We start from the raw sequence: 25289 nt of genomic DNA, 5'->3' as shown, positions 1-25289 counted from the left end.
ATTATTCTCCGTGAGAAGGAAAGAGGACTTGGTCAATCAGGTCACACAAGCAATGGACAGTGAGTAGGTGTCCTTCTTGAATGCGCGCGGTACGTTGCGAGGGGATACGGACTTCGACATCACGCTGGCCAAGCAACCCGGCCATTTCGCCGCCGTCTTTCCCGGTTAACGCAATAATGGTCATATCACGGGTCACGGCAGCTTCCATCGCTTTGATGATGTCTTTACTGTTGCCGCTGGTGGATATAGCCAGAAGCACATCGCCCGCTTGCCCTAGCGCTCGTACTTGTTTGGAGAAGACTTCATCGTGGCTGTAGTCGTTGGCCACTGCGGTTAAGGTGGTGGTGTCTGTAGTGAGTGCCAAAGCCGGTAAGCTGGGACGCTCAGTCTCAAAGCGATTTAACAGGCAAGACGCAAAATGCTGGGCATTCGCGGCGGAACCGCCATTACCACAACACAAGATTTTGTTGCCGTTAAGTAGGCTTTGCACCATTACTTGTGCCGATTGTGATAGATACTCGGGAATCGCTTCTGCGGCCGCGATTTGGGTTTGAATACTTTCGGTAAAGCTCTCTTTAATGCTCTCTAGCATGACTTACCCTTGAACAATGTTTTGAATCCAGTTGACCGCCTCAACGCTGCCATCAAAGGTGACAGCGTCAAAGCGAAATTCGGTTTGCATACTTTTGATGCCGCGGCATTGCATCCAACGCTCAGCGGCGAGAATTAAACGACGTTGTTTGGTGGCGGTAATGCTCGCCGCCGCACCACCAAAGCCGTGCCCGCGCCGGAAACGCACCTCGACAAACACCAAGCAACTGCCATCGCGCATCACAAGATCAATCTCGCCGCGACGACTATGTGCGTTTTTATCAAGCAGACTCAGCCCGTGGCGCATCAGGTATTGGCAAGCGTGTGCTTCGTAAGCCTGTCCTGTTGCTTTGGACTGAGGCTGTTTCACTGCGCCTCTCCGCGAGATTCCGTCTCAACAGGCTCAATGGCGGTTTGACCAAATCGCGCCCAGTCTAGCTGACGGTGGATAATACACTGATCGGCGAGTGAGAGTTGCCCCGTTTGACCATTTAGCTGATAACCCGGCTGGGCTTGCATTTGTGGTAGCCCCTTCAGCAGCTGGTACGCATCCATTCCCAAGGCATGTAAGCGCGTGATGTTGTTACTTGGCGATGGATGACGCTGTTGATAGCTTTTATACGCATCGCTTTGGGCGTGCACTAATAAAGGAATATCACTGAATTCGATGCCTTCAAGCTCGGCTAATTGGCCCATGCCATCGGCGCGGTTATTGCTGCGCGAGCTTGCATAGAGTTTCGGCGGTAAGACATCGGGATTAATCGTGACTTCAATAAAGGGTTTTAATAAGGTCAGCTCAGCGGCACCGGCCACCATATAAACGGCGTCGATATCGCGACGGCTGCGGGCTTGCGATTGTAAGGGTAAGTCGGTGAGTTTTTTTAGTTGTGAAATGCGGCGCTGACTGGCGTCTAAGCCAAAGATATCACGAATGCGTGCTTGCATTTTATCACGATCGCCGAGAGGCGCTTGCTCAACGTCTGTACCGGTGAGTGACTGCCAGCGGGCGGAAAATGCATCACGGATCCGTTGACCAAAGGCGGAGTTAGGGTAGAGCGCTAAGGGGAACTGATACCCCTGCTGGTGAAAACGGTCGGCGGCTTGCGCGGCTTCTTGCTCGGGTGACAAGGTGAAGTAGCACACACCTTGCGTATAATTATCATCAGTGGGCTGGTTAAGCGCCAATAAAGGCACTTGGCCGGCGAGCGCGTCACTGACTGCGGCGACTTTATGTTTCTGCAGTGGCCCCACCACGAAGTCGATGCCGTCATCACGGATACGTTGCGTGAGCGCATCGACATCCATGGCGTTGGTATCGTAAAAGCGCACACGAGGGCGTTGATCTGTTTTCGCATCAAGCATGGCTTCAATAAAGCCATCACGAATGGCATCCCCTTGATCAGCAAATTTATCCGTCAGTGGTAGCATGACCCCTACATTAGTGGGTTGTGTGATGGTCAGTGCTTGGATATCGGCCAAATTATCGGGTAAATACTGGTTCGCGGGGTGCGTAGGGTGCGACGCCAAGTAGGCATCTAATTGGCTTTGCATCTCGGCCAGATCGCGGGTGTAGCGGCGCGCGATGTCCAACAAGGTGACCCAACCGGCAAGGATGTCATCATCACTGGATTGAAGCTGTTTGATCTCGCGCTGGTTGAGCGATTGTAAATCTTGCCACAGCGTGTTCCATGCTTGCTGAGCTTGGTCGGATTCAATATAGCTGGCTAACCGGTGCTGATTGTTGACCGCGTCCAGGGCATTGCCTTGCTGACGCGCAATTTTGGCTTTTTGCTGATAAAAGCGGACATATTGCCCCTCGGTGAGCTGCCAATCAGGGGATAAGGCCAACGCTTGATCGGCTTGGGTTAGCTTGCCGGTTTGTGCCAAAAAGCGCCCACGCGCGAGTGTCCATTCAATACGCTGGTCCGTATTAAGATTGCGCTCAGCCAAGCGCTGCAGCAGCACATCCGCTTGGTTCAATTGTTGCTCGTTAATCAGCGCTTTTATCGCCAGTAAAAACCAGTCATTCTGCTTTTCACCTTGGCTGGTTTCTGCCTGCAACAAATAAAATGTCGAATTTTCCGTTGCCGGTTGACTGATGACATCACGCGCAGTTGGCGTGGTGGACGGCGCACTACAAGCCGCTAAAGCCAATGCTAAGGCTACAGGGGTAATAAGTCGTGTTACACTTTGACGCTTCTGGGTAAGTTTAACCATGAACATATTTCAACCGTGACAACGTTGCCCCTATCTTAATCGCCGAAGGGTTGTTAAACAAATGACTGATGCAAATCTATCCGACCATGCTCACCCCACGCTGTATATTGTGCCAACACCGATTGGCAATTTGGCTGATATTACCCAGCGTGCTCTTGATGTTTTAGCCAGTGTCGACGTGGTCGCGGCCGAAGATACGCGTCATACGGCTCGGTTGCTATCGCATTTTTCGATTAGTGCGAAAACTTTTGCGTTGCATGAGCACAATGAACAGCAGAAAGCCGCTGCATTGTTAACGCGCCTGCAACAAGGCCAGTCGATTGCATTAGTCTCTGATGCTGGCACCCCCTTGATTAGCGATCCGGGATATCACCTGGTCACCCAATGCCGTGAGGCGGGTGTCAGAGTGGTCCCATTGCCTGGCGCCTGCGCGGTAGTCACCGCATTAAGTGCATCGGGTTTGCCTTCAGACCGTTTTAGTTTTGAAGGGTTCCTGCCTCCTAAGACAAAAGCGCGACAAGATACGTTCCGTGAATTGGCCGATGATCCGCGTACCTTAATTTTCTATGAGTCACCGCACCGTATTCGTGACAGCTTGGCGGATATGCGCGAGGTACTGGGCGACGCGCGTCGTGTGGTGTTGGCGCGCGAACTAACGAAAACCTTTGAAACCATCCATGGGGCACCGTTGGGTGAACTCATTGAGTGGTTGAGTGAAGATCCTAACCGCTTACGCGGAGAAATGGTGTTATTAGTCGCCGGCCATCGCGCAGATAAAACGGCTTTGCCAACCGCGGCGTGTCATGCGCTGGGTCTATTGGCGGCCGAGTTACCGTTAAAAAAAGCAGCCGCGTTAGTCGCGGAATTATATGCGGTGAAAAAAAACGCACTCTATAAATGGGGCCTAGAGAATTTATAGCTGAGCGTGATTTACGCTGGCTTGCGTGAATATTCTTCTATATACTCCCCCGCTCGAGTTGGCCGGGTAATCGCTGCTTTATTGATGTCCTTTGGGAGACTGATAAAGGGGAGGAAAGTCCGGGCTCCTCAGGGCAGGGTGCCAGGTAACGCCTGGGAGGCGCGAGCCTACGACCAGTGCAGCAGAGAGTATACCGCCGATGGCTCTTCGGAGCACAGGTAAGGGTGAAAGGGTGCGGTAAGAGCGCACCGCGCGACTGGCAACAGTTCGTGGCACGGTAAACTCCACCCGGAGCAAGACCAAATAGGTCCCTATTGGCGCGGCCCGCGTTTGGGGACGGGTAGGTTGCTGGAGCCTGTGAGCGATTGCAGGCCTAGACGAATGGTTACCACCGTTTTTACGGTACAGAACCCGGCTTACAGGCCAACTCACCTCCTTTTAGGGCGAGCCATTTTGGCTCGCCCTCTCTTTTTCAGCGTTTGAGTCAGACGATTTGGTTATAACCGAATGTCATCGGCTTGTTTATGTATTGATTAAGCCGCTGAAAACCTTCTTTAATCTTCCCAGGTGTGATCTTGCTCACTGTCATGGCTTGCTTGACTTTCTTTTTACCTGCTACGTACACTTCTGGGTGGGAAAATGTGGTGTAAAGTGGATAATCTTGGTGAAAAAGGGAAAATAACGTCATGTTACGTGGCGTCAGCGCCATTTCGGTCGATAAAAAAGGGCGACTTGCTCTGCCAACGCGCTATCGCGATGGGTTAATTCACCATTGTGATGGCCAGTTTGTGTGCACGATCGATCACCAACTTCCTTGCTTGGCGCTGTACCCGGTCCCGGAATGGGAAGTGATTGAGGCGAAGTTATCGCAGTTATCCAGCTTTCAACCTGCAGAGCGACGCCTGCAGCGTTTATTACTTGGCCATGCGTTTGACTGTGAAATGGACGGACAAGGTCGCTTATTACTGCCTGCGACCTTGCGCCAATATGCCGGGTTAGACGGCAAAGCGATGCTGGTTGGCCAACTCAACAAATTTGAGATTTGGGACGAGCAGACGTGGCAGGCACAAATTCGCCAGGATATGGACACACAGGCGGAATCAACCCCGATGCTCAGTGAGCGGTTAGCAGACCTCTCATTGTAAATAATGAAGTGAATGTATGTCAGAACAATATACCCATGTTTCCGTCCTATTAAATGAATCAGTGGACGGCCTTGCGATTAAACCCGATGGCATCTATGTCGATGGTACTTTTGGTCGCGGCGGTCACTCGCGCCATATCTTGTCGCAATTGGGTGATAACGGTCGCCTGTATGCTATCGATCGCGATCCACGCGCGATCGAAGAGGCAAATTCCATCGATGATCCGCGTTTCCAGATTATTCATGGCCCGTTTTCTGAGATAGCGTCGTACCTCAGTGAGCGTGGGCTATCTGAAAAGGTCGATGGGATCCTCCTTGATTTGGGCGTGTCTTCGCCCCAGCTTGACGACCCTAGCCGTGGCTTCAGTTTTATGCATGATGGCCCGCTTGATATGCGTATGGATCCGAGCACCGGCCAGTCGGCCGCACAGTGGTTAGAAACCGCCAGTGTCGATGATATTGTTTGGGTATTAAAAGTGTTCGGCGAAGAGCGTTTTGCGCGCCGGATTGCTAATGCCATTGTTCGTCACCGTGAAGATGAAGAAGCACCTGCGCTGACCACGACCAATCAGCTTGCCAAGCTGATTGATCACGCGGTGCCGTTTAGAGAGAAGAAAAAGCACCCTGCGACACGTAGCTTTCAAGCGATTCGGATTTACATCAACAGTGAGCTGGATGAAATCGAGCAAGCACTGCAAGGCGCGCTCGCCAGTTTAGCCCCGAGTGGACGCTTATCAGTGATTAGCTTTCACTCGTTAGAAGATCGCATGGTCAAGCGCTTTATCCGTAAGCAAAGTAAAGGACCGGATGTGCCCAAAGGGGTGCCTTTGACCGAAGCACAGATTGCCGAGCTCGGTTCGGCGGCAATGAAGCCGATTGGCAAGGCGATTAAACCGTCCGCGGAAGAAGTGGCGCATAACGCCCGGGCGCGAAGCTCGGTATTACGCGTGGCGGAAAAGTTAGGATAACGCATGAAACCGCGCCCAAGCCTCGCTAAGCAGATAGGCCAGGATGTATTGGCAATCGGGAAGTTGCCATTAGGGTTACTGCTGGCGGTATTGGTTTCGGCGATTGCCGTGGTATCGATGACCCAATCAACGCGTAATTTGATTGCCAAACAGGACGCGCTATTAGAGCAACGTGAAACCCTTGAAGTGGAGTGGCGCAATCAATTGTTAGAGGAAAATGCGTTGTCTGAACATAGCCATGTGGAATCCGTGGCGCGTCAGTCTTTTGACATGATTCGTCCCACCAGTGAGAACGAAGTGATTGTAACGCGACCTTTGAGTAACGACCGGTGAAAAAACGTTCTACCAAGTCAACTAATCGCCGTACACCCAAAGCGCCACCGGTATTGATTCAGTGGCGCTTTGGTCTTGTCTGCGTATTTATTGGCTTAGCCTTGGCTGCCTTGGTGGCGCGCGCCGCTTATATCCAAGTGATTGAGCCCGATCGATTACGCCACGAAGGGGATCTGCGTTCGATACGAACAGAGCAGGTTCCTTCCGCGCGAGGCATGATCACGGACCGTCAAGGTGAGGCACTCGCGATCAGTGTGCCCGTTCAAGCCGTGTGGGCGGATCCGGTGACGGTATTCAAACACCAAGGATTAAAAAACGTCGATCGCTGGCATGCGCTTGCGGATGTTTTGGGGTTAGATCGGCAAGCCTTGATTGATAAAATTCAGGCTAATCGGCAGCGGCGTTTTATTTATCTGCAACGTCAAGTGCGCCCAGCCATGGCAGCGTACGTTGATAAGCTTGAGTTACCTGGCATAGGGTTAAAAGCTGAGTCACGCCGCTTTTATCCCAGTGCGGAAGTCAGTGCACACCTTGTTGGGATGACTGGGATTGACGGCCATGGTTTAGAAGGGATCGAACGCCGATTTGATGATTGGTTGGCGGGTGAGCATGGTAAACGCACGGTGCGTAAAGACCGATTTGGCCGTGTCGTGGAGCATATTGCCACCGAAGATAAAAAAGAAGGCCAGTCGCTGACGCTGACCATCGATCAGCGTCTTCAAGCCATTGCGTATCGTGCTATCAAACAAGCCGTCGCCGATTACCGCGCCACCTCGGGCTCTTTGGTGATGGTGGACGTGAAGACCGGTGAAGTGATGGCCATGGTCAACGCCCCTTCCTATAACCCCAATAATCGTAGCTCACTCAAAAGCTTTAACATGCGTAATCGCGCGATTACTGATGTGTTTGAACCGGGCTCAACCATGAAGCCTTTTGTGGTACTCACTGCGTTAGAAAACGGTGTTGCCGATATGGACACCGTAATAGATACCGGCAACGGCATTATGCAAATCGGTGGCAGTCGAGTGCGTGATGTTTCTAAAGTCGGCAAAGCTAACCTTGCGCGTATTCTCAAAAAATCCAGTAATATCGGTGTGAGTAAACTCTCATTAGCCATGCCTGTAGAGACCTTGTTGGGTGAGTACGGTAGCTTTGGCTTGGGGGAAAGTACCGGCGTCGAGTTGGTGGGTGAATCGGTAGGGCACTTCCCCTCACGCCGCCGCTGGTCAGACTTTGAACGGGCGACGCTAGCCTTTGGCTATGGATTGTCGGTGACACCGACTCAGCTTGTGCGTGCTTATGCCACGCTAGGGTCGCTGGGCATTAATCGACCACTGAGCATTTTAAAGCGCGAGGGAGTGACTGAAGGGAAACAAGTCGCCTCGCGTGAGAACGTTTATAAAGTGCTGCAAATGTTAGAGGGCGTCGCGCAAGAAAATGGCAGCGCTCATCGTGCCGCGGTTGATGGCTATCGCGTTGGCGCCAAAACCGGGACCGCGAAAGTCGCTGTCGCCGGTGGCTATGGCGACGAATATATTGGTTACACCGCGGGACTGGCACCCATTAGCGATCCTAAGCTGGCCATGGTGGTGGTGATCAACGAGCCGCAAGGCGACAAATATTATGGGGGGCAGGTCGCGGCACCTGTGTTTTCGAGCGTGATGAAAAGCGCACTCCAGATTTTAAACATTGCACCGGATGCCGGTACGGGTCCGGCGTTGCAAGTGGCAAAGCATGCGAATGAAGTGAATGGCGATGAATGATTTAAACCAATGGCTGAGCCCTTGGCTGGCGGGTGTGCCCTCGATGCCGGTACGGAACCTATCCTTGGATAGCCGCAAAATCCGTCAAGGTGATGTATTCGTGGCGATAAAAGGCCACCAAGTTGATGGTCGCCAGTTTATCGATACCGCGATTCAGGCCGGTGCTGTGGCTGTGGTGCAGCAAGGTGAACACGACCAGATAGCCTGGCGCGATCAGGTGCCAGTGATCAGCTTGCGCGCGTTACCTCATGCGCTCTCTGCGATGGCGGCGCGCTTTTACCAGGATCCTCAGCAACACCTCGGGTTAATAGGTGTAACCGGAACCAATGGCAAAACCACGGTGTCGCAACTTATCGCTCAGTGGCTTGAATCGCTAGACAAGCGCACCGCGGTGATGGGTACCACGGGCAACGGCTTTATTGGCGCGCTGAAAACCGCTGACAACACCACTGGGGACGCGATTAGTATTCAAGCGCAATTAGCCGATTTCGTTCAGCAAGGTACCCGTCATGTCGCGATGGAAGTGTCCTCGCATGGATTGGTGCAAGGCCGCGTTGCGAGCTTGGCATTTGATGCGGTGGTATTCACTAATCTCAGCCACGACCACCTTGATTATCACGGCACCTTAGCGGCATACGCTGAGGCGAAAAAGCAGATTTTCTCATTGGGTAACCCGCTCAAGGTGATTAATGCTGATGATAAGGTGGGACGCCAATGGCTGCGCGAGTGGCCCGAGGCGATTGCGGTCGCGCTGCACGCTGATTCTTTGCAACACCACGCCGGTCCTTATGTGCGTGCCACCCAGATTGATTTTGCCACCGATGGCGTGCGTGTGATGGTCGAAACCAGTTGGGGGCAAGGGGAGTTGAATGCCGCCTTGGTGGGTGACTTTAACGTCAGCAATCTCTTGGTCAGTTTGGCGACCCTATTAGGCTTAGGCTATTCGCTGGATGCCCTGTTAGCCACTAGCGATCAATTAAACGCCGTCATTGGCCGGATGGAGGTTTTTCTTGCGCCTGACAAACCGACCGTGGTGGTTGACTATGCTCACACGCCCGATGCGCTTGAGAAAGCACTACTGGCCTTACGACGTCATTGCCACGGCGCACTTTGGTGTGTATTTGGCTGTGGCGGCGATCGTGATACGCGTAAACGCCCGGTGATGGCCCGAGTGGCTGAGCAGCATGCCGACAAGGTGGTGTTGACCAATGATAACCCTCGCGGTGAGGCCCCTGAGTCGATCACGCAAGATATGCTCGCGGGGCTGCAAAACCCCGAACGTGTATGGGTAGAGCATGACCGCGCTCAAGCGGTGACGCAGGTCATCGAGCAAGCGCAAGCCGACGACATTATCTTGGTGGCGGGCAAGGGCCATGAAGATTATCAAGTGCTCGCGCATGGCAAGGTGCATTACTCTGACCGCGAGACGGTCGCGGCGCGACTCAAGGAGTTATCATGATTCGGACAACCCTCAGCACATTGGCGAATGCGATAGGGGCCACTGTGTATTATGCCGATCACGCGTCGGGTACGCCGCCGATCGATGCCATTACCACCGATACGCGTGAGCTGCGCGCGGGGGCACTGTTTGTCGCGCTGAGAGGTGACCGTTTTGATGGCCACGATTTTGCTGAGCAGGCAAAAGCATCAGGCGCCGCCGCGATGGTGGTTTCGCGCCAGTTGGACATTGATATACCCCAATTGCTGGTGGACGATACACGCCTTGCCCTGGGTCAGTTAGGCGCTTGGGTCAAACAGCAATGCCAAGTGCCGACCATTGCGATCACGGGGAGCTGCGGTAAGACCACAGTCAAACAAATGCTGGCGGCGATCTTGGCACAGAAAGGACCCACGTTATCGACTGCCGGTAACTTCAATAATGATATCGGTGTCCCGCTGACGTTGTTTCGACTCACCCCTGCACACCACTATGCGGTGATTGAACTCGGTGCTAACCATATTGGTGAAATTGCCTATACCACATCATTGGTCAAGCCTGATATTGCCATGGTCACTAACTTAGCCGCGGCCCACCTCGAAGGGTTCGGCTCATTAGAGGGCGTGGCTGTTGCCAAAGGCGAAATTTATCAAGGGCTGCCCGAAGGCGGGATAGCGCTGGTGAATCAGGGTAGCCACGGTGGTGATACATGGGGTGACGTCCTGGCAGATAAGCAGGTGATTGCGGTAACAGACACGCAAGCCGCCCCCCTGACCTTGATTGATAGTGCCCTGACAACCGCGGGCTGTTATCAGCTCACGCTGAGTGACGGACAGAGCCAACAGTCGGTGATGCTGCCGCTACCGGGCAAGCACAATATTATCAATGCGTTAATGGCCGGTTGTGCGGCGATGCAGTTACCCGGCGTGAGTCTGGCGGATGTCGTGACTGGGCTTGAGTCGGTAGAAAACGTCGCAGGACGCACGCAAGTGAGTGAGCCTCGTCCAGGGTTACGGCTGATTGATGATACCTATAACGCCAGTGTCCCAGCGATGAAGTCTGCCATTGATGTTTTAGCCAGCTATCCAGGTGAGCGTTGGCTGATCGTCGGTGATATGGCAGAGCTGGGTGAATACAGTGAGCAAATGCACCGTGAAGTTGGAGAGCATGCGGCGCAAGCTGCCGTTAACCGAGTCTTCACGACCGGACGCGATAGCCGTGTGATCAGCGAACGCTGTGGCGGCGATCATTTTGACAGTAAAGAGGCGCTGATTGCGCACGTAGTAGCCATGATAAAAACACAAACACCTGACACGATACTGATTAAAGGCGCCCGAGGGATGGCGATGGAAGCGGTTGTCACCGCAATCAAGGAGGCTTGCTAATGCTTTTATGGCTAGCGGAAGTACTACAAAACCTTTTACCCTCAATGCGCTTGTTTGAATACCTGACATTTCGCGCCATTGTTAGTGCACTGACGGCATTGGTTTTCTCGCTTTGGGCCGGCCCACGTCTGATTCGACGTTTACAGTCGATGCAGATTGGTCAAGTTGTTCGCGAGGAGGGCCCCGAATCTCACTTTAGCAAACGCGGTACGCCGACGATGGGCGGGGTCTTAATTGTTGCTGCCATTAGTTTAACCGTTTTGTTGTGGGCCGATTTATCCAACCCCTATGTGTGGGCTGTGATGGTCGTGCTACTGGGATACGGTGCGATTGGTTTTGTTGATGACTACCGCAAGGTAGTGCGTAAAAATACCGATGGATTAGTCGCCCGCTGGAAGTACTTTTGGCAATCTGCGATCGCACTCGGGGTGGCGTTCGCGCTCTACGCCCATGGCAATGACACCGCGGCGACACAACTGGTGGTGCCTTTCTTTAAAGACGTGATGCCCCAGCTTGGTCTGTTTTATATTGTCTTCACTTACTTTGTCATCGTGGGAACCAGCAATGCGGTGAACCTCACTGATGGCTTAGATGGCTTGGCTATTTTGCCAACCGTGATGGTTGCCGGCGGCTTCGCCTTTATTGCTTGGGCGACCGGTAACGTCAATTTCGCCAGCTACCTGCATATTCCGTATATCGAATACAGCAGTGAACTGGTTGTGGTTTGCGCGGCCATTGTTGGCGCGGGGCTGGGCTTTTTGTGGTTCAACACCTATCCGGCGCAAGTTTTTATGGGCGATGTGGGCTCACTGGCGTTGGGCGGTGCATTGGGCACGATCGCCGTGCTGGTCCGTCAAGAATTGCTATTGATCATCATGGGCGGGGTGTTCGTGATGGAAACCATCTCAGTGATCTTGCAGGTAGGCTCGTACAAACTGCGGGGACAACGGATTTTCCGTATGGCGCCGATTCATCACCATTATGAATTGAAAGGCTGGCCAGAGCCTCGGGTGATCGTACGGTTTTGGATTATTTCTTTGATGCTGGTGTTGATTGCCCTCGCCACCTTGAAGGTCCGTTAACCATGACGCAACCAGGCCACCGCACATTAACCGAGTTTAAGCATATCGTGGTGATGGGGCTGGGGATCACCGGCCTCTCAGTGGTGAACTTTATTGCTCGCCATCATCCTGACGCCATGATCCGCGTGATGGATTCGCGCCAATCCCCTCCTGGAGAGGCGCAGCTGCCAGAGACGGTCGCACGACATACGGGAAGCTGGCATTCGGCATGGCTGGCGTCAGCTGACTTGGTGGTGATTAATCCTGGTATCTCGCTTGCCACCCCCGTCTTGGCGCCTGTTCATGCCGCGGGCACGCCCATTGTTGGTGATATTGAACTCTTCGCTTGGTACTGCGATAAGCCCGCAGTGGCGATTACCGGCTCAAATGGCAAAAGTACGGTCACGGCGCTGGTGGGAGAAATGGCGAACGCTGACGGCATTAATGTGGGCGTGGGCGGTAATATCGGCGTGGCGGCACTGGATTTGCTCGACAAAGGCCACGACCTCTATGTGTTAGAGCTGTCCAGCTTTCAATTGGAAACCACTGAGTCATTGACCCTTCAAGGCGCCGCCTTCTTGAACTTCTCAGAAGATCACATGGACAGGTATCAAAGCTTGGCGGATTATCAGGCGGCGAAATGTCGTATTTTTACCCATGCAACTACCTTGATCGGCAATGCAGATGATGCACAGACACAGATTGATGCCGACATGTGTTTGTTTGGCTTTAGCCAGGGCGATTACTGTTTGTGCACTGACGATGGGCAAGCGTGGTTATCGGCGCAAGGAAAGCCTGTGCTACCGGTGTCCTCACTGAGCCTTGTTGGTCGCCATAATGTAGCAAACAGCCTCGCGGCCATGGCATTGGCTGATAGTGTCGGGATGAGCCAGCCCGCTCAAATCACCGCGCTGCGCACATACACTGGACTGGCACATCGTTGTCAAAAAGTCGCTGAGCACCAAGGTGTGATCTGGGTGAATGACTCCAAAGCCACCAATGTTGCCAGTACGTTAGCGGCGCTTGATGGTCTTGAAGTGAGCGGTTACTTACACTTGTTAGTAGGCGGAGAGGGTAAAGGCGCCGACTTTAGTGTGTTGCAGCCTGCACTCGCCAAGTTACCTGTCAGGCTTTACTGTTTTGGTAAAGATCAAGCCCAATTGGCCGCACTGGACGCGTCGGCACAGTGCTTTGATACCCTGCAACAAGCCATCGATGCCGCGGCAACGGCTGCAACGAAAGGCGACATGGTATTGCTGTCGCCAGCGTGTGCAAGTTTGGATCAATTTACTAACTTTGCCGCTCGTGGTCAGGCGTTTGTTGCCGGCGTAGAATCTGTTATCGCGAGGCCGTTATGACAGCAGTGCGTGCATTCCCCAAATATTGTTGGCAGTGGCTCCGAACGCCATCGCCGGGGGGACTGTACGATCGCCAATTGGTGTGGACGTCTCTGCTCCTAATGGTTATTGGCCTTGTCATGGTCACCTCAGCCTCGCTCCCGGTTGGATTACGACTGGCGGATGCCCCCTTTTTGTTTGCCAAACGCCATGCCTTTTATTTGCTGGTTGCCATGTTGGCGGCGGTGGCGGTGATGTATATCCCTGTCAAACTTTGGCAGCGCTACAGTGGCTACATGTTATTGATCTCATCGATTCTCTTGCTGGCGGTGTTGGTGGTGGGTCGCTCGGTCAATGGCGCGGTACGATGGATTTCTATCGCGGGGATCAATATCCAACCGGCAGAGATTGCCAAGTTATCTTTATTTGTCTTTTTAGCCGGGTATCTGGTGCGCCGCCATGGTGAAGTCCGTGAACATTTCCGTGGTTTTGCCAAGCCGCTGGCTGTGTTGCTGCTGTTTGCAGGGTTGTTGCTGATTCAACCGGATTTAGGCTCAGTGGTGGTGATGTTTGTGACCACCGTGGGCATGTTGTTTATGGCTGGGGCAAAATTGTGGCAGTTTATCGCCTTGTTGATGACGGGTCTGACCTTGGTCGCGGGCTTAATCATTGCTGAACCCTATCGAGTGCGGCGAGTCACTGCGTTTTTAGATCCTTGGCAAGACCCGTTTGGCAGTGGCTACCAGCTGACGCAATCACTGATGGCATTTGGACGTGGCGGCTGGTTTGGCCAAGGGCTAGGGAATTCGATTCAAAAGTTAGAGTATTTACCGGAGGCGCACACTGACTTTGTCTTTGCGGTCATTGCCGAGGAACTCGGACTCGTGGGTGTAAGTGTGATTCTGTGTCTTATTTTTTTCCTCGTATTCAAAGCGCTTTTTATTGGAAAGCACTGTCTGGCGCAAAACCAGTTATTCGGTGGTTTTTTAGCCTTTGGCATTGGCATTTGGTTTGCCTTTCAAACCCTGGTGAATGTCGGTGCGGCGGCGGGCATGTTGCCGACCAAAGGGTTAACCTTGCCACTGATCAGCTACGGGGGATCGAGCTTGGTGATTATGGCAGTCGCGGTGGCCTTGTTACTGCGCATTGATCACGAATACCGCTTAGCGACGTCTCAAGCGCACCAAAAAACCCCTTATCAAGGTAAAGATCATAAACATGACTAAAAAACGATTATTAGTGATGGCAGGCGGGACCGGTGGTCATGTATTTCCCGGCCTTGCGGTCGCCAAGTTTTTAGAAAAGCAGGGATGGGAAATCTGTTGGCTCGGTACCGCTGATCGCATGGAAGCCGAACTCGTTCCCAAATATGGTATCGAGATCGCATTTATTCGTGTCAAAGGCTTGATTGGATCCGGACTGATGCGCAAGCTACGAGCCCCTTGGATGATTGTCAGTGCCATTTGGCAGGCACGCCAAGTGATTAAACGTGTCAAACCCGATGCGGTGTTGGGCATGGGCGGTTATGTCAGTGGCCCAGGCGGAATCGCCGCTTGGTTAAGTGGTGTGCCAGTGATCCTCCATGAGCAAAATGCCGTGGCGGGGCTGACCAATCAGTGGTTAGCCAAAGTTGCCAAGCAAGTGTTGCAAGCCTTCCCGGGCGCGTTTGATGGGCAGCCGGTGGTTGGGAATCCAGTACGTCGAGACGTGTGTGACCTCCCGGATCCCGCGCAACGATTCGCAGACCGTCAAGGTGCACTACGTATTTTGGTGATGGGGGGCAGTCAAGGCGCACGTATCCTCAATCAAACGGTGCCTGAGGCAATGCCACGGCTAGAACAGTCGGTGACGGTGCGTCATCAAGCCGGAAAAAATAATGCGGAAAAGACGCTTTCCGCTTATCAACACGCCGGAATGGTCGATGTTGATGTGAGCGAATTTATTGATGACGTGGCCGAGGCTTACGCTTGGGCCGATGTGGTAATTTGTCGAAGCGGCGCGCTTACCGTGTCTGAATTAGCGGCGGCTGGCGTTGGGGCGATTTTCGTCCCTTTTATGCATGCAGATAGGCAACAAGCACTCAACGGTGATTACTTAGTCTCTCGTGGTGCGGCTTTAATGATTGAGCAGCCATCACTGACCGCCCAGTCACTGGCGGAAACAATCAATCGGTTAGACCGCCACCGCCTGTTAGCGATGGCGACGGCGGCGCGTGACGCTGCCATTATTGATGCAGATGCCCGCGTTGCGGATGCTATTACCGCACACGCAAACACATAGAGAATAGATAATGGGTAAATTGGATAATCAGCAGCTGGAAAAACTTCGCGCCATGATCCCGGAAATGCGCCGGGTCAAGCGGATCCATTTTGTCGGGATTGGCGGTGCAGGCATGTGCGGTATTGCTGAGGTGCTGATTAATGAAGGTTACCAAATAACTGGCTCGGATCTTGCACAGAATATCGTCACGGAGCGATTGGCATCCATGGGGGCGCAGATCTTTATCGGTCATCAAGCGAGCCATATAGAACAAGCCAGTGTGGTGGTGGTATCAACAGCGATTAAAGCTGACAACCCGGAAGTTGAAGCGGCAAAAGCTTTACGGATCCCGGTGGTCAGACGGGCAGAAATGCTTGCCGAATTAATGCGCTACCGGCATGGTATTGCCGTTGCCGGTACCCACGGCAAAACCACCACGACCGCGATGGTGACGCAGATCTTTTCTGAGGCAGGCCTGGATCCCACTTTCGTGAATGGCGGGTTAGTAAAAAGTGCGGGCACCAATGCACGTTTGGGAAGCAGTCGTTATTTGATTGCAGAGGCGGATGAGAGCGACGCGTCGTTTTTACACTTGCAGCCTATGGTCGCCATTGTGACCAATATTGAAGCGGATCACATGGATACCTATGGCGGTAGTTTCGCAAAACTGCAACAGACGTTTATCGACTTTCTCCATAATCTGCCGTTCTATGGTTTAGCGGTGGTGTGCATTGATGATCCCGTGGTTCGCGAGTTAATTCCGTCGATTGGTCGTCAAGTGATCACCTATGGGTTCTCGCAGGATGCGGATGTATGTTTACATGATTACCAGCAACATGGGCAATGTGGCATTTTTAAAGTGACACGCCCTGGCCGCGAAACCTTGACCATTCGCTTGAATACGCCAGGCCAGCACAACGCCCTGAATGCGGCAGCAGCGATTGCGGTAGCAACCGAAGACGGGGTGGACGACGACGCTATTTTACGTGCCCTCGCTAATTTTGCCGGGACGGGACGCCGTTTTGATCAACTTGGCGAGTTCCCGGTCGATGACGGCACTGCCTTGCTGGTGGACGATTACGGCCATCACCCTAGCGAAGTGGATGTTACGATTAAAGCCGCACGCGGTGGCTGGCAAAACCATCGCTTGGTTATGATTTTTCAGCCACATCGTTATAGTCGTACGCGCGATCTTTATGATGATTTTGCCAATGTGTTGGAAAAAGTCGACGTGTTGCTGATGCTAGATGTGTATGCGGCTGGTGAAACCCCGATTGCGGGAGCCGATGGGAGAAGTCTTTGTCGTAGCATTCGCGCTCGCGGTAAGCTGGACCCGATTTTTGTGCCGAACGCCGATGCCTTACCCTCCGCGCTCGCTAATGTTATTCAAGCGAATGACTTGGTTTTAACACAAGGGGCGGGAGATATTGGTAAAGTAGCGAAAAACTTAGCGGCAAAACAGCTAGACAAGGCTGAAATGGCACAATAAAACACAAGTTGGCAACGTAAAAACGGCGCGCAATTGCGCTCTTGGTGACCAAAAAATAGATTTTTATCGCGTTCAGGAGCCAAAATGCGCGCAATAGATCCCAGCTTATGTATGAAAATGCATATCTGTGTTGGAGTGCTTGGCGCGGGATCGCTATAATCAGTCGGTTTTTTCGCGATGAGTGTCAAGTAGCATCGACACAAGGCGATAAGATAGGTATGAGCATGGTTAATGCCCTTACACGAGTGCAAGGAATGGTGCAGCTGGATCGCCAAAAAAGCGCATCACTCGCGTTTTTAATTGGGGTTATTATCCTGATGCTCTTTGGTCTAGCTCGTGTGATTGATTGGATGAGTGATGAGCAGCAGCTCCCCTTATCGCAACTGATGCTCGAAGGCGACCAGACTTACGTGACAGCGACGCAAGTCCGAGAGGCGGTGTTGTTAGTGGGCGAGTTAAAGAGCTTTATGCTGCAGGATGTGGATAGCATCCAGCGCAGCATTGAGGCTCTGCCTTGGGTGAAGCATGTGGCCGTGAGAAAGCAATGGCCGGATACCTTGAAGGTGCACATCACTGAATATCGCGCGAGTGCGATTTGGAACGGGCAAAAGTTGCTCACACCAAGCGGTGAGGTTTTTGATGGTTCACCCAGTGATGTGGCTGACAAATCGTTAATTTCGCTACATGGCACACCCGGCTCAGCTGAAGAAGTGCTGGCGACGAGTCGTGAACTGGAAAAGAAACTGCGGAAAATTGGTTTATCGATACAAGCGCTGTCACTGAATAAACGTCGGTCTTGGCGTATCGTGACACGAGATGGCGTACGGATTGAGTTAGGGCGGACAGCCCGGCAAGAACGGCTTGCTCGCTTGGTCGCGTTATACCCGCGGATCAGTGCGCAAGATAAAACAATTGCCTATGTAGATTTGCGTTATGACACGGGCGCGGCCGTTGGCTGGAAAAGCGAAACAGGCCCCGCGAATAGCCAAGATTAAGAGATGGTGTGAATGAATAAAACGACAGATAAGTCACTGATAGTTGGGCTCGATATTGGGACGTCCAAAGTGTCTACTCTGGTCAGTGAAGTACTGCCAGACGGCACCATCAACGTACTGGGTGTGGGCAGCAGCCCATCACGCGGCATGGATAAGGGTGGCGTTAACGACTTAGAATCTGTGGTTAAATCTGTTCAGCGTGCGGTGAATGAAGCAGAGATGATGGCCGATTGCCAAATCAGTTCTGTCTATCTTTCTTTGTCAGGAAAGCACATTCACTGCCAAACTGAGAGAGGCATGGGGACAATTTCGGATGAAGAGGTTACCCAAGACGATATAGACAACGTGATTCATACCGCAAAGTCGGTCAAAATCAGTGATGAGCAGCGCGTGCTGCATGTGATTCCGCAAGAATACAAAATCGATTACCAAGAAGGGATCAAAAATCCGCTCGGCCTATCTGGCGTAAGGATGGAAGCCAGTGTGCACCTCATCACATGTCACAATGATACCGCGAAAAATATTGAGAAAGCCGTGGAGCGTTGTGGTCTTAGAGTCGATCAATTGATTTTCTCCGGGCTATCAGCGAGCCATGCGGTGATCACGCCGGATGAACGAGAGCTCGGCGTGTGCGTGGTCGATATTGGCGGCGGCACCATGGATCTTGCAGTTTGGACCGGCGGCGCACTTCGGCATGCTGAGGTCATTCCTTATGCGGGCAATGTGATCACCAGCGATATAGCCTATGCCTTTGGCACCCCACTGGCGGATGCAGAAGACATTAAAGTGAAATATGGCTGTGCATTGAGTGAGCTGGTGAATAAGGATGCAAAAGTCAATGTGCCGAGCGTGGGTGGACGCCCGTCGCGGACGTTACAGCGACAAACCTTGTCTGAAGTGATTGAGCCGCGTTGTTCAGAATTGTTGGGGCTGGTGAATCAAAAATTAGTCGCCATTCAAGAAAAACTGCGTAGCGATGGTGTGAAACATCAAATGGCAGCTGGAATAGTGCTTACTGGCGGGGCATCACAAATGCACGGGCTGGTTGAATGCGCGGAACGCGTGTTCCAAAACCAAGTGCGTGTTGGACAGCCAGCCAATGTCACGGGACTGACTGATTATGTACAAGCGCCTTGCTATGCAACCGCGGTTGGGCTTTTACACTACGGTAAAGAAAGCTTGCTGACAGAAACGAGTGAACCAGAACAAAAGCGGGCTGTGGCTAGCTGGATTAAGACGCTGAGTAGCTGGTTTAAGAAAGAATTTTAACCCTGATGCGAACAGGAAGGACGGAGAGAACTCATGTTTGAACCGATGATGGAAATGTCTGACGATGCGGTGATTAAGGTCGTCGGCATTGGCGGTGGCGGTGGTAACGCCGTTGAACATATGGTGCGTGAGTCAATCGAAGGGGTTGACTTTATTAGCATTAATACGGATGCCCAAGCACTACGGAAAAGCAGTGTCGGCACGGTCATTCAAATTGGCGGTGATATCACCAAAGGACTTGGCGCGGGGGCAAATCCGCAAGTTGGGCGTGATTCCGCACTCGAAGATCGCGATGCGATTAAAGCTGAGCTCGAAGGTGCCGATATGGTATTTATCGCAGCCGGAATGGGCGGTGGTACCGGCACCGGGGGAGCGCCTGTTATCGCGGAAATCGCGAAAGAAATGGGGATTCTGACCGTTGCTGTGGTCACCAAACCTTTCAGCTTCGAAGGTAAAAAGCGACTGGCGTTTGCCGAGCAAGGAATCGAAGAGCTGTCAAAGCAAGTTGACTCGCTGATTACGATTCCCAACGAAAAATTGCTTAAGGTGCTAGGTCGCGGCATTACCTTGCTGGATGCCTTTGCGAAGGCGAACGATGTGTTACGCAATGCCGTACAAGGGATTGCAGAACTGATCACACGCCCTGGCCATATTAACGTCGACTTTGCTGACGTACGCACTGTGATGTCAGAAATGGGACACGCAATGATGGGCAGTGGTGTTGCAACGGGCGAAGATCGTGCTGAAGAAGCGGCAGAGATGGCAATTTCTAGCCCACTTCTTGAAGACATCGACTTGGCGGGTGCGCGTGGTGTGCTAGTCAACATTACAGCAGGCTTTGATATGCGTCTTGATGAGTTCGAGACCGTGGGTAACACCGTCAAAGCATTTGCATCAGACAATGCCACTGTGGTGATCGGAACGTCGATGGATCCAGAAATGAGCGACGAGCTGCGAGTGACTGTGGTGGCGACCGGGATTGGCAACGAACGTAAGCCAGACATTACCTTGGTCACCAATGCACAGTCTGGGCAAGCAAAAGCCGAGCCTAAAAAGGCACAGCCTTTGCAGGATAAACCTCAGGCGGCAAGTTCAAATCCAGCGGCGAAAGAGCAGCCAGCTGCTTCATCGAATGCAGCACCAAAATCGCAGACTGAGCATGATTATCTCGATATTCCTGCGTTTTTGCGTAAACAAGCTGACTGATCGCAATTGCTTGGTTTGTAGCCAGTGATGTGCTACCATCTCGCTCCCCTTGTCTAAGGTGACAGGGTAATGAGTGACGCAGAGCACACTTTTTTGAGAAAAAGTTGAGATAAGCCGATGATTAGACAGCGAACATTGAAAAGTATGGTCCAAACGACTGGTGTGGGTCTCCACTCTGGGCGTAAGGTTACGCTTACTCTGCGTCCGGCTCCTGCCAACACCGGTGTGATTTATCGTCGCACTGACATGGAGCCGCCGGTTGATTTTCCGGCCAACCCTGAGGATGTGCGCGATACCATGCTGTGCACCGCCTTAGTGAATGACGCGGGTGTTCGCATCTCAACCGTTGAGCATCTCAGTGCTGCAATAGCAGGAATGGGTATCGATAACATCATTATCGAAGTGAATGCGCCAGAAATCCCGATTATGGATGGCAGTTCAAGCCCGTTTATTTTCTTGCTGCAGTCTGCGGGTATCGATGTCCAAAATGCGCCAAAACGATTCATTCGTATCAAAAAGCCTGTTCGCATTGAAGACGATGATAAGTGGGCGGAACTGTTGCCTTATAATGGCTTCCGTCTCGACTTTGCCATCGAATTCGACCATCCGGCGATTGAATCGGAGCAACAAAACTTGGTGCTCGACTTCTCAAGTCAATCTTTTATTAAAGACTTGAGCCGCGCGCGAACCTTCGGTTTTATGCGTGATATCGAATACTTGCAGTCACAAAACTTGTGTCTGGGTGGCAGCTTTGACTGCGCGATTGTTCTGGATGATTATCGCATCTTGAACGAAGACGGCCTACGTTTTGACAATGAACTGGTTAAGCACAAAGTCCTGGATGCCATTGGTGACTTGTACATGTGTGGACACAGTATTCTTGGTGAAATGCGCGCCTATAAATCAGGCCATGCGTTAAACAACAAGCTGTTACGCGCGGTGTTAGCCGATCAAGAAGCGTGGGAGTGGGTCACATTTGAAGAGACTGAAACCTCTCCTGTGGCATTTGCTGAACCGGGAATGGTATTGGCCTAAGCGATATCCTTGCGCATAAGCTACTACTTGCGTATAAGCTACTAACTAGTATAAGCCACAAGATGGTGTGACCGCTGACAGAAAGCGGTATGAAGCCTAACCGCTAGGCATCGTAACCAAATACGAGATTAAGATAAAAAAGCCGGAGTTTACTCTGGCTTTTTTTGATCATGGGCCAGGTTAGCTAATGCTTCAAATCGTGCTTTTAATGTTGGGGAAGCGCCTTCCCCTAACGCGCGAAGCAACTCGCCAGAGGCTTGGCTAAGATGACGAGAAGGGGCCTTATCGTGGTCTGTTCTGTCCGCGGCAGCTAATGCTGGATTAATATTCACCTCAATGGTCGTCAAGCTAGCGAGGCCTTTGGTGCGTAACACCGAGAGCAGGTGCTGACGCTCATAGTTAAGCCGCATGGCCCAAGCGGCGCTACCTACTTCAATCACTAATACGCCATCACGATAATTGGCAACGCGACATGCCTTTGAGGTTTCACCGGGCAACAATGCCAAAATAAGTTTATTTAACTTCGCAAGCTCAACCGCGCGTTGGGCAATGTTGTTGGAGTCGCTCTCTAGCAGGTGTAGCGTTGAGCGAGGACGATGGTCTCTCATAGCACAATAACTGCCTTTTTTGTCATCAATTCGGTGTGGGAACGGGCGCACAGCGTCTAATTTTCGCTAATTGATCCCTTGAGTCCTAGATTTGTCATAGGATGTGAGACTATTTTACCTTATCATACATGCGTGACCCCAGCATGTAAGCTAACCCATTTGATCAATTAGGGATTGCTGGGGGAGTACAATATACAGTGCGCGAATCATTCACAGGTAAGTGTCGCATGGGTACGGCGATAAGGGAGAGCCTTTTCCCCTTCCGTCTATCACATTATCAGTTACGTGGAAATTGTTGTGAAGCGGCGTGATCGCCCTTGAATTCTGTCCGATTTGGCTCCACTTAAAAGAGATAAGCCTTGTTATCTCATGTTGAATCGATGAGCTTAAGCCAACCCGCGTTGAACTGAAACACGCCAACAGAGTGGCAGTGTAGCGGCCGCCCATGTGGGAAGACCATTAAAAAGAGTACCGGCAACGCCATGTTATCGAAAGTCCTGACTAAAGTTATCGGAAGCCGAAATGACCGCACCTTGCGTCGGCTGCGAAAAGTTGTTGATGAAATCAACAAACTCGAACCCCAATTTGAAGCGTTGAACGACGATGCGCTAAAAGCTAAAACCGTTGAGTTCCGCGAGCGCTTAGATCAAGGCGCTGAACTGGATGATCTTATTCCAGAAGCCTTTGCAACAGTACGAGAAGCCTCGAAGCGTGTCTTCGGTCTGCGCCATTTTGATGTGCAGATGATTGGTGGGATTGTGCTGCATAACGGCAAAATTGCCGAGATGCGTACCGGTGAGGGTAAAACGCTCACGGCGACCCTGCCTTCCTACCTGAACGCGTTAACCGGCAAGTCGGTTCACATTATCACCGTCAATGATTACTTGGCCGAGCGTGATGCTGAAACCAACCGTCCTTTGTTCGAGTTTCTAGGGATGACGGTTGGCGTCAATGTACCGAATATGCCGCCAGAGGCCAAAAAAGCCGCCTATGCGTGCGATGTGCTGTACGGCACGAATAACGAATTCGGTTTTGATTATTTGCGTGACAATATGGCGTTTCGCGCCGAAGACCGCGTTCAGCGTGATCGCTACTTCTCTATCGTCGATGAGGTCGATTCCATCTTAATTGATGAAGCGCGAACGCCATTAATTATCTCGGGGCCGGCAGAAGATAGCTCCGAAATGTATCAGCGCATTAATGCCTTGATTCCGAGCTTAAAGCAGCAAGCAGAAGAAGACACCGAAGATTATCAAGGTGATGGCCATTTCACGGTCGATGAAAAGGCGAAGCAGGTTTACATGACCGAAAACGGTCAAGAGTTTGTTGAAGACTTGCTGAAGAAAAACGGCTTGATGGGAGAGGATGATACCCTTTACTCGCCCGCCAACATCAGCCTTATCCATCACATTAATGCCGCCCTGCGTGCGCATGTTTTGTTTGAGCGTGATGTTGATTACATCATTAAAGACGACGAGATCATCATTGTTGATGAGCACACTGGCCGTACTATGCCAGGTCGTCGCTGGTCTGAAGGCTTACACCAAGCCGTAGAAGCCAAGGAAGGGGTGAAAATCCAAAACGAGAACCAAACACTGGCCTCGATTACCTTCCAGAACTTTTTCCGTCTCTACGATAAGCTTTCAGGTATGACCGGGACCGCTGATACCGAAGCGTTCGAGTTCCAGTCGATTTATGGACTCGATACCGTTGTGATCCCCACCAACCGTCCGATGGTGCGAAAAGACCATGCGGATCAGGTTTATATGACCGAGAAAGAAAAGTTTGTCGCGATTGCTGAAGACATCAAAGCACGTGCAAAAGCCGGTCAGCCTGTATTGGTGGGCACGGTATCGATTGAAAAGTCTGAGCTGTTGTCTGATGCGCTTAACAAAGATGGCATTAAGCACCAGGTACTGAATGCGAAGTTCCACGCGCACGAAGCGGATATTGTGGAACAAGCCGGTTATCCAGGCGCAGTCACCATTGCGACCAACATGGCGGGCCGTGGCACGGATATTGTTCTGGGCGGAAGCTGGAAACAGGTTCTCGGTGATGTCGAAAACCCCACCGATGCCCAAGTGGAAGCGGCGAAAGAAAAATGGCAACAGCTGCACGACCAAGTGGTCGAAGCCGGGGGCTTACACATCATTGGTACCGAACGTCACGAATCGCGTCGTATTGATAACCAATTACGTGGTCGTGCGGGACGTCAAGGTGATCCGGGCTCAACCCGTTTTTACCTATCCATGGACGACTCACTGATGCGCATTTTTGCATCAGAGAAGGTGTCCAATATGATGAAGCGCCTCGGGATGGCTGAAGGGGAAGCGATTGAACACCCCTGGGTTAACAAAGCCATTGAGAATGCGCAGCGCAAAGTTGAAGGCCGTAACTTTGATATTCGTAAGCAGCTGCTTGAGTTCGATGATGTTGCCAACGATCAACGTAAAGTGGTTTATGAATTGCGTGATGCATTGCTCGTCTCAAATGACATCAGTGAGATGATTGAGCACAACCGCGAAGACGTGGTTAATACCATTGTTAACCAATATATCCCGCCACAGTCGTTAGAAGAAATGTGGGATATTGCTGGGCTTGAGAAGCGCTTAAAAGCCGATTTTGATATCGAGCTGCCGATTCAACAATGGTTGGATGAAGATGACAAGCTCTACGAAGAGTTGCTGCGTGAACGTATTCTGACTGCCTTAATTGAGGTGTACAAAGGTAAAGAAGAAGCCGTTGGCGCGGAAACGCTGCGTAACTTTGAAAAGGCGGTCATGCTACAAACGCTCGACACCCTTTGGAAAGAGCACTTGGCGGCGATGGATCATCTGCGTCAAGGCATTCATTTGCGTGGCTATGCCCAGAAAAACCCGAAACAAGAGTATAAGCGCGAGTCGTTTGAGCTGTTTGAAGGCATGTTAGATGCACTAAAAACCGATGTCGTGACCGCTTTGAGTCGTGTTCGTGTTCAGCAGCCTGACGACGTTGAGCGCATGGAAGCTGAACGTCAAGCACGTGCTGAGAAAGCGGCGCGTCAGCAACAGATTAATCATGCGCAGGCTGAAAACCAGTTTGATGATGGTGAAAGCGCTGAACGTGACGACAGCGGCAACGAAACCGTGGTACGTGATGGGCGAAAAGTTGGCCGAAATGAGCCTTGTCCTTGCGGATCAGGGAAGAAATTTAAACAGTGTCACGGTAGAATCTAGCCCCTGACCCTGTGTTAGCAAAAAGGCCGTTTTCGCGGCCTTTTTTTATTATTAGGA

General features: G+C 51.9%; 22 protein-coding genes and 1 other RNA gene. 18 read left to right on the top strand and 5 right to left on the bottom strand.

Features of this window, described 5'->3' with window-relative positions; genetic code table 11:
* Position 1: 1 nt before the first annotated feature.
* The 3 genes from BZG78_RS00930 to BZG78_RS00920 are packed head-to-tail and all read right to left on the bottom strand — an operon-like array spanning position 2 to position 2808.
* Positions 2 to 592, bottom strand: coding sequence for a phosphoheptose isomerase (locus BZG78_RS00930; protein ID WP_021022633.1), 591 nt, complete (start codon positions 590 to 592; stop codon positions 2 to 4).
* A gap of 3 nt (positions 593 to 595) precedes the next feature.
* A complete protein-coding gene (locus BZG78_RS00925) occupies positions 596 to 961 on the bottom strand; it encodes a YraN family protein (RefSeq protein ID WP_077660128.1) in 366 nt (121 codons plus the stop codon).
* Positions 958 to 2808, bottom strand: coding sequence for a penicillin-binding protein activator (locus BZG78_RS00920; protein ID WP_158011774.1), 1851 nt, complete (start codon positions 2806 to 2808; stop codon positions 958 to 960). Before BZG78_RS00920 ends, BZG78_RS00925 begins: the two co-directional genes overlap by 4 nt.
* 61 nt (positions 2809 to 2869) lie before the next feature.
* On the opposite strand from BZG78_RS00920, the gene rsmI reads away from it, so the two are divergent.
* The gene (rsmI, locus tag BZG78_RS00915; RefSeq protein WP_021022630.1) at positions 2870 to 3727 is read left to right on the top strand and encodes a 16S rRNA (cytidine(1402)-2'-O)-methyltransferase; all 858 of its coding nucleotides are present in this window, start codon (positions 2870 to 2872) and stop codon (positions 3725 to 3727) included.
* 54 nt (positions 3728 to 3781) lie between these two features.
* Positions 3782 to 4162, top strand: an RNA gene (rnpB, locus tag BZG78_RS00910) — RNase P RNA component class A.
* Between the two features lie 49 nt (positions 4163 to 4211).
* Here the strand turns inward: rnpB and BZG78_RS00905 are convergent.
* Positions 4212 to 4415, bottom strand: a complete 204-nt coding sequence (locus BZG78_RS00905) for a hypothetical protein (RefSeq protein ID WP_077459867.1) — start codon at positions 4413 to 4415, stop codon at positions 4212 to 4214.
* Between BZG78_RS00905 and mraZ the strand changes: the two genes are divergently transcribed.
* The 15 genes from mraZ (at position 4414) to lpxC (ending at position 21409) form a co-directional block, all read left to right on the top strand.
* Positions 4414 to 4872, top strand: a complete 459-nt coding sequence (gene mraZ, locus BZG78_RS00900; protein ID WP_021022628.1) for a division/cell wall cluster transcriptional repressor MraZ — start codon at positions 4414 to 4416, stop codon at positions 4870 to 4872. The two genes, BZG78_RS00905 and mraZ, sit on opposite strands and share 2 nt — an antisense overlap.
* Before the next feature lie 16 nt (positions 4873 to 4888).
* Positions 4889 to 5839 carry a 16S rRNA (cytosine(1402)-N(4))-methyltransferase RsmH gene (gene rsmH, locus BZG78_RS00895; RefSeq protein ID WP_077660126.1) on the top strand — a complete coding sequence of 317 codons (951 nt, stop codon included), beginning with the start codon at positions 4889 to 4891 and terminating at the stop codon, positions 5837 to 5839.
* A 3-nt stretch (positions 5840 to 5842) separates the two neighbouring features.
* Positions 5843 to 6172, top strand: a complete 330-nt coding sequence (ftsL, locus tag BZG78_RS00890; protein ID WP_077459866.1) for a cell division protein FtsL — start codon at positions 5843 to 5845, stop codon at positions 6170 to 6172.
* On the top strand, positions 6169 to 7935 hold the full coding sequence (locus BZG78_RS00885) for a penicillin-binding transpeptidase domain-containing protein (RefSeq protein ID WP_077660125.1): 1767 nt from the start codon (positions 6169 to 6171) through the stop codon (positions 7933 to 7935). The genes ftsL and BZG78_RS00885 overlap by 4 nt, the downstream gene beginning before the upstream one ends.
* The gene (murE, locus tag BZG78_RS00880; RefSeq protein WP_199877147.1) at positions 7928 to 9394 is read left to right on the top strand and encodes a UDP-N-acetylmuramoyl-L-alanyl-D-glutamate--2,6-diaminopimelate ligase; all 1467 of its coding nucleotides are present in this window, start codon (positions 7928 to 7930) and stop codon (positions 9392 to 9394) included. Before BZG78_RS00885 ends, murE begins: the two co-directional genes overlap by 8 nt.
* A complete protein-coding gene (gene murF, locus BZG78_RS00875) occupies positions 9391 to 10758 on the top strand; it encodes a UDP-N-acetylmuramoyl-tripeptide--D-alanyl-D-alanine ligase (protein ID WP_077660123.1) in 1368 nt (455 codons plus the stop codon). Before murE ends, murF begins: the two co-directional genes overlap by 4 nt.
* Positions 10758 to 11840, top strand: a complete 1083-nt coding sequence (mraY, locus tag BZG78_RS00870; protein WP_077459863.1) for a phospho-N-acetylmuramoyl-pentapeptide-transferase — start codon at positions 10758 to 10760, stop codon at positions 11838 to 11840. Before murF ends, mraY begins: the two co-directional genes overlap by 1 nt.
* Before the next feature lie 2 nt (positions 11841 to 11842).
* Complete coding sequence (gene murD, locus BZG78_RS00865; RefSeq protein WP_077660122.1) at positions 11843 to 13177, top strand: UDP-N-acetylmuramoyl-L-alanine--D-glutamate ligase; 1335 nt, start codon at positions 11843 to 11845, stop codon at positions 13175 to 13177.
* Entirely contained in the window at positions 13174 to 14382 is a 1209-nt protein-coding gene (gene ftsW / locus BZG78_RS00860) for a cell division protein FtsW (protein WP_077660121.1), read from the top strand. The genes murD and ftsW overlap by 4 nt, the downstream gene beginning before the upstream one ends.
* Entirely contained in the window at positions 14375 to 15436 is a 1062-nt protein-coding gene (gene murG / locus BZG78_RS00855) for an undecaprenyldiphospho-muramoylpentapeptide beta-N-acetylglucosaminyltransferase (RefSeq protein ID WP_021022619.1), read from the top strand. Before ftsW ends, murG begins: the two co-directional genes overlap by 8 nt.
* 10 nt (positions 15437 to 15446) lie before the next feature.
* Positions 15447 to 16904, top strand: coding sequence for a UDP-N-acetylmuramate--L-alanine ligase (murC, locus tag BZG78_RS00850; RefSeq protein ID WP_077459859.1), 1458 nt, complete (start codon positions 15447 to 15449; stop codon positions 16902 to 16904).
* A 224-nt stretch (positions 16905 to 17128) separates the two neighbouring features.
* Positions 17129 to 17899, top strand: a complete 771-nt coding sequence (locus tag BZG78_RS00845; RefSeq protein WP_199877146.1) for a cell division protein FtsQ/DivIB — start codon at positions 17129 to 17131, stop codon at positions 17897 to 17899.
* 12 nt (positions 17900 to 17911) lie between these two features.
* Complete coding sequence (ftsA, locus tag BZG78_RS00840; RefSeq protein WP_077459858.1) at positions 17912 to 19168, top strand: cell division protein FtsA; 1257 nt, start codon at positions 17912 to 17914, stop codon at positions 19166 to 19168.
* Between the two features lie 33 nt (positions 19169 to 19201).
* The gene (ftsZ, locus tag BZG78_RS00835) at positions 19202 to 20374 is read left to right on the top strand and encodes a cell division protein FtsZ (protein WP_021022615.1); all 1173 of its coding nucleotides are present in this window, start codon (positions 19202 to 19204) and stop codon (positions 20372 to 20374) included.
* 117 nt (positions 20375 to 20491) lie between these two features.
* A complete protein-coding gene (gene lpxC / locus BZG78_RS00830) occupies positions 20492 to 21409 on the top strand; it encodes a UDP-3-O-acyl-N-acetylglucosamine deacetylase (RefSeq protein ID WP_025744297.1) in 918 nt (305 codons plus the stop codon).
* A 149-nt stretch (positions 21410 to 21558) separates the two neighbouring features.
* Here the strand turns inward: lpxC and BZG78_RS00825 are convergent, their stop codons facing one another.
* Positions 21559 to 22017, bottom strand: a complete 459-nt coding sequence (locus tag BZG78_RS00825) for a DciA family protein (protein WP_077660120.1) — start codon at positions 22015 to 22017, stop codon at positions 21559 to 21561.
* 482 nt (positions 22018 to 22499) lie between these two features.
* Between BZG78_RS00825 and secA the strand changes: the two genes are divergently transcribed.
* Complete coding sequence (gene secA / locus BZG78_RS00820) at positions 22500 to 25232, top strand: preprotein translocase subunit SecA (RefSeq protein ID WP_077660119.1); 2733 nt, start codon at positions 22500 to 22502, stop codon at positions 25230 to 25232.
* The last annotated feature ends 57 nt before the right edge of the window (positions 25233 to 25289 follow it).

It is taken from the genome of Salinivibrio sp. MA351, from assembly GCF_001996065.1.
Lineage (GTDB): Bacteria > Pseudomonadota > Gammaproteobacteria > Enterobacterales > Vibrionaceae > Salinivibrio > Salinivibrio costicola.
This window is presented reverse-complemented; position numbering and strand designations above follow the sequence as displayed.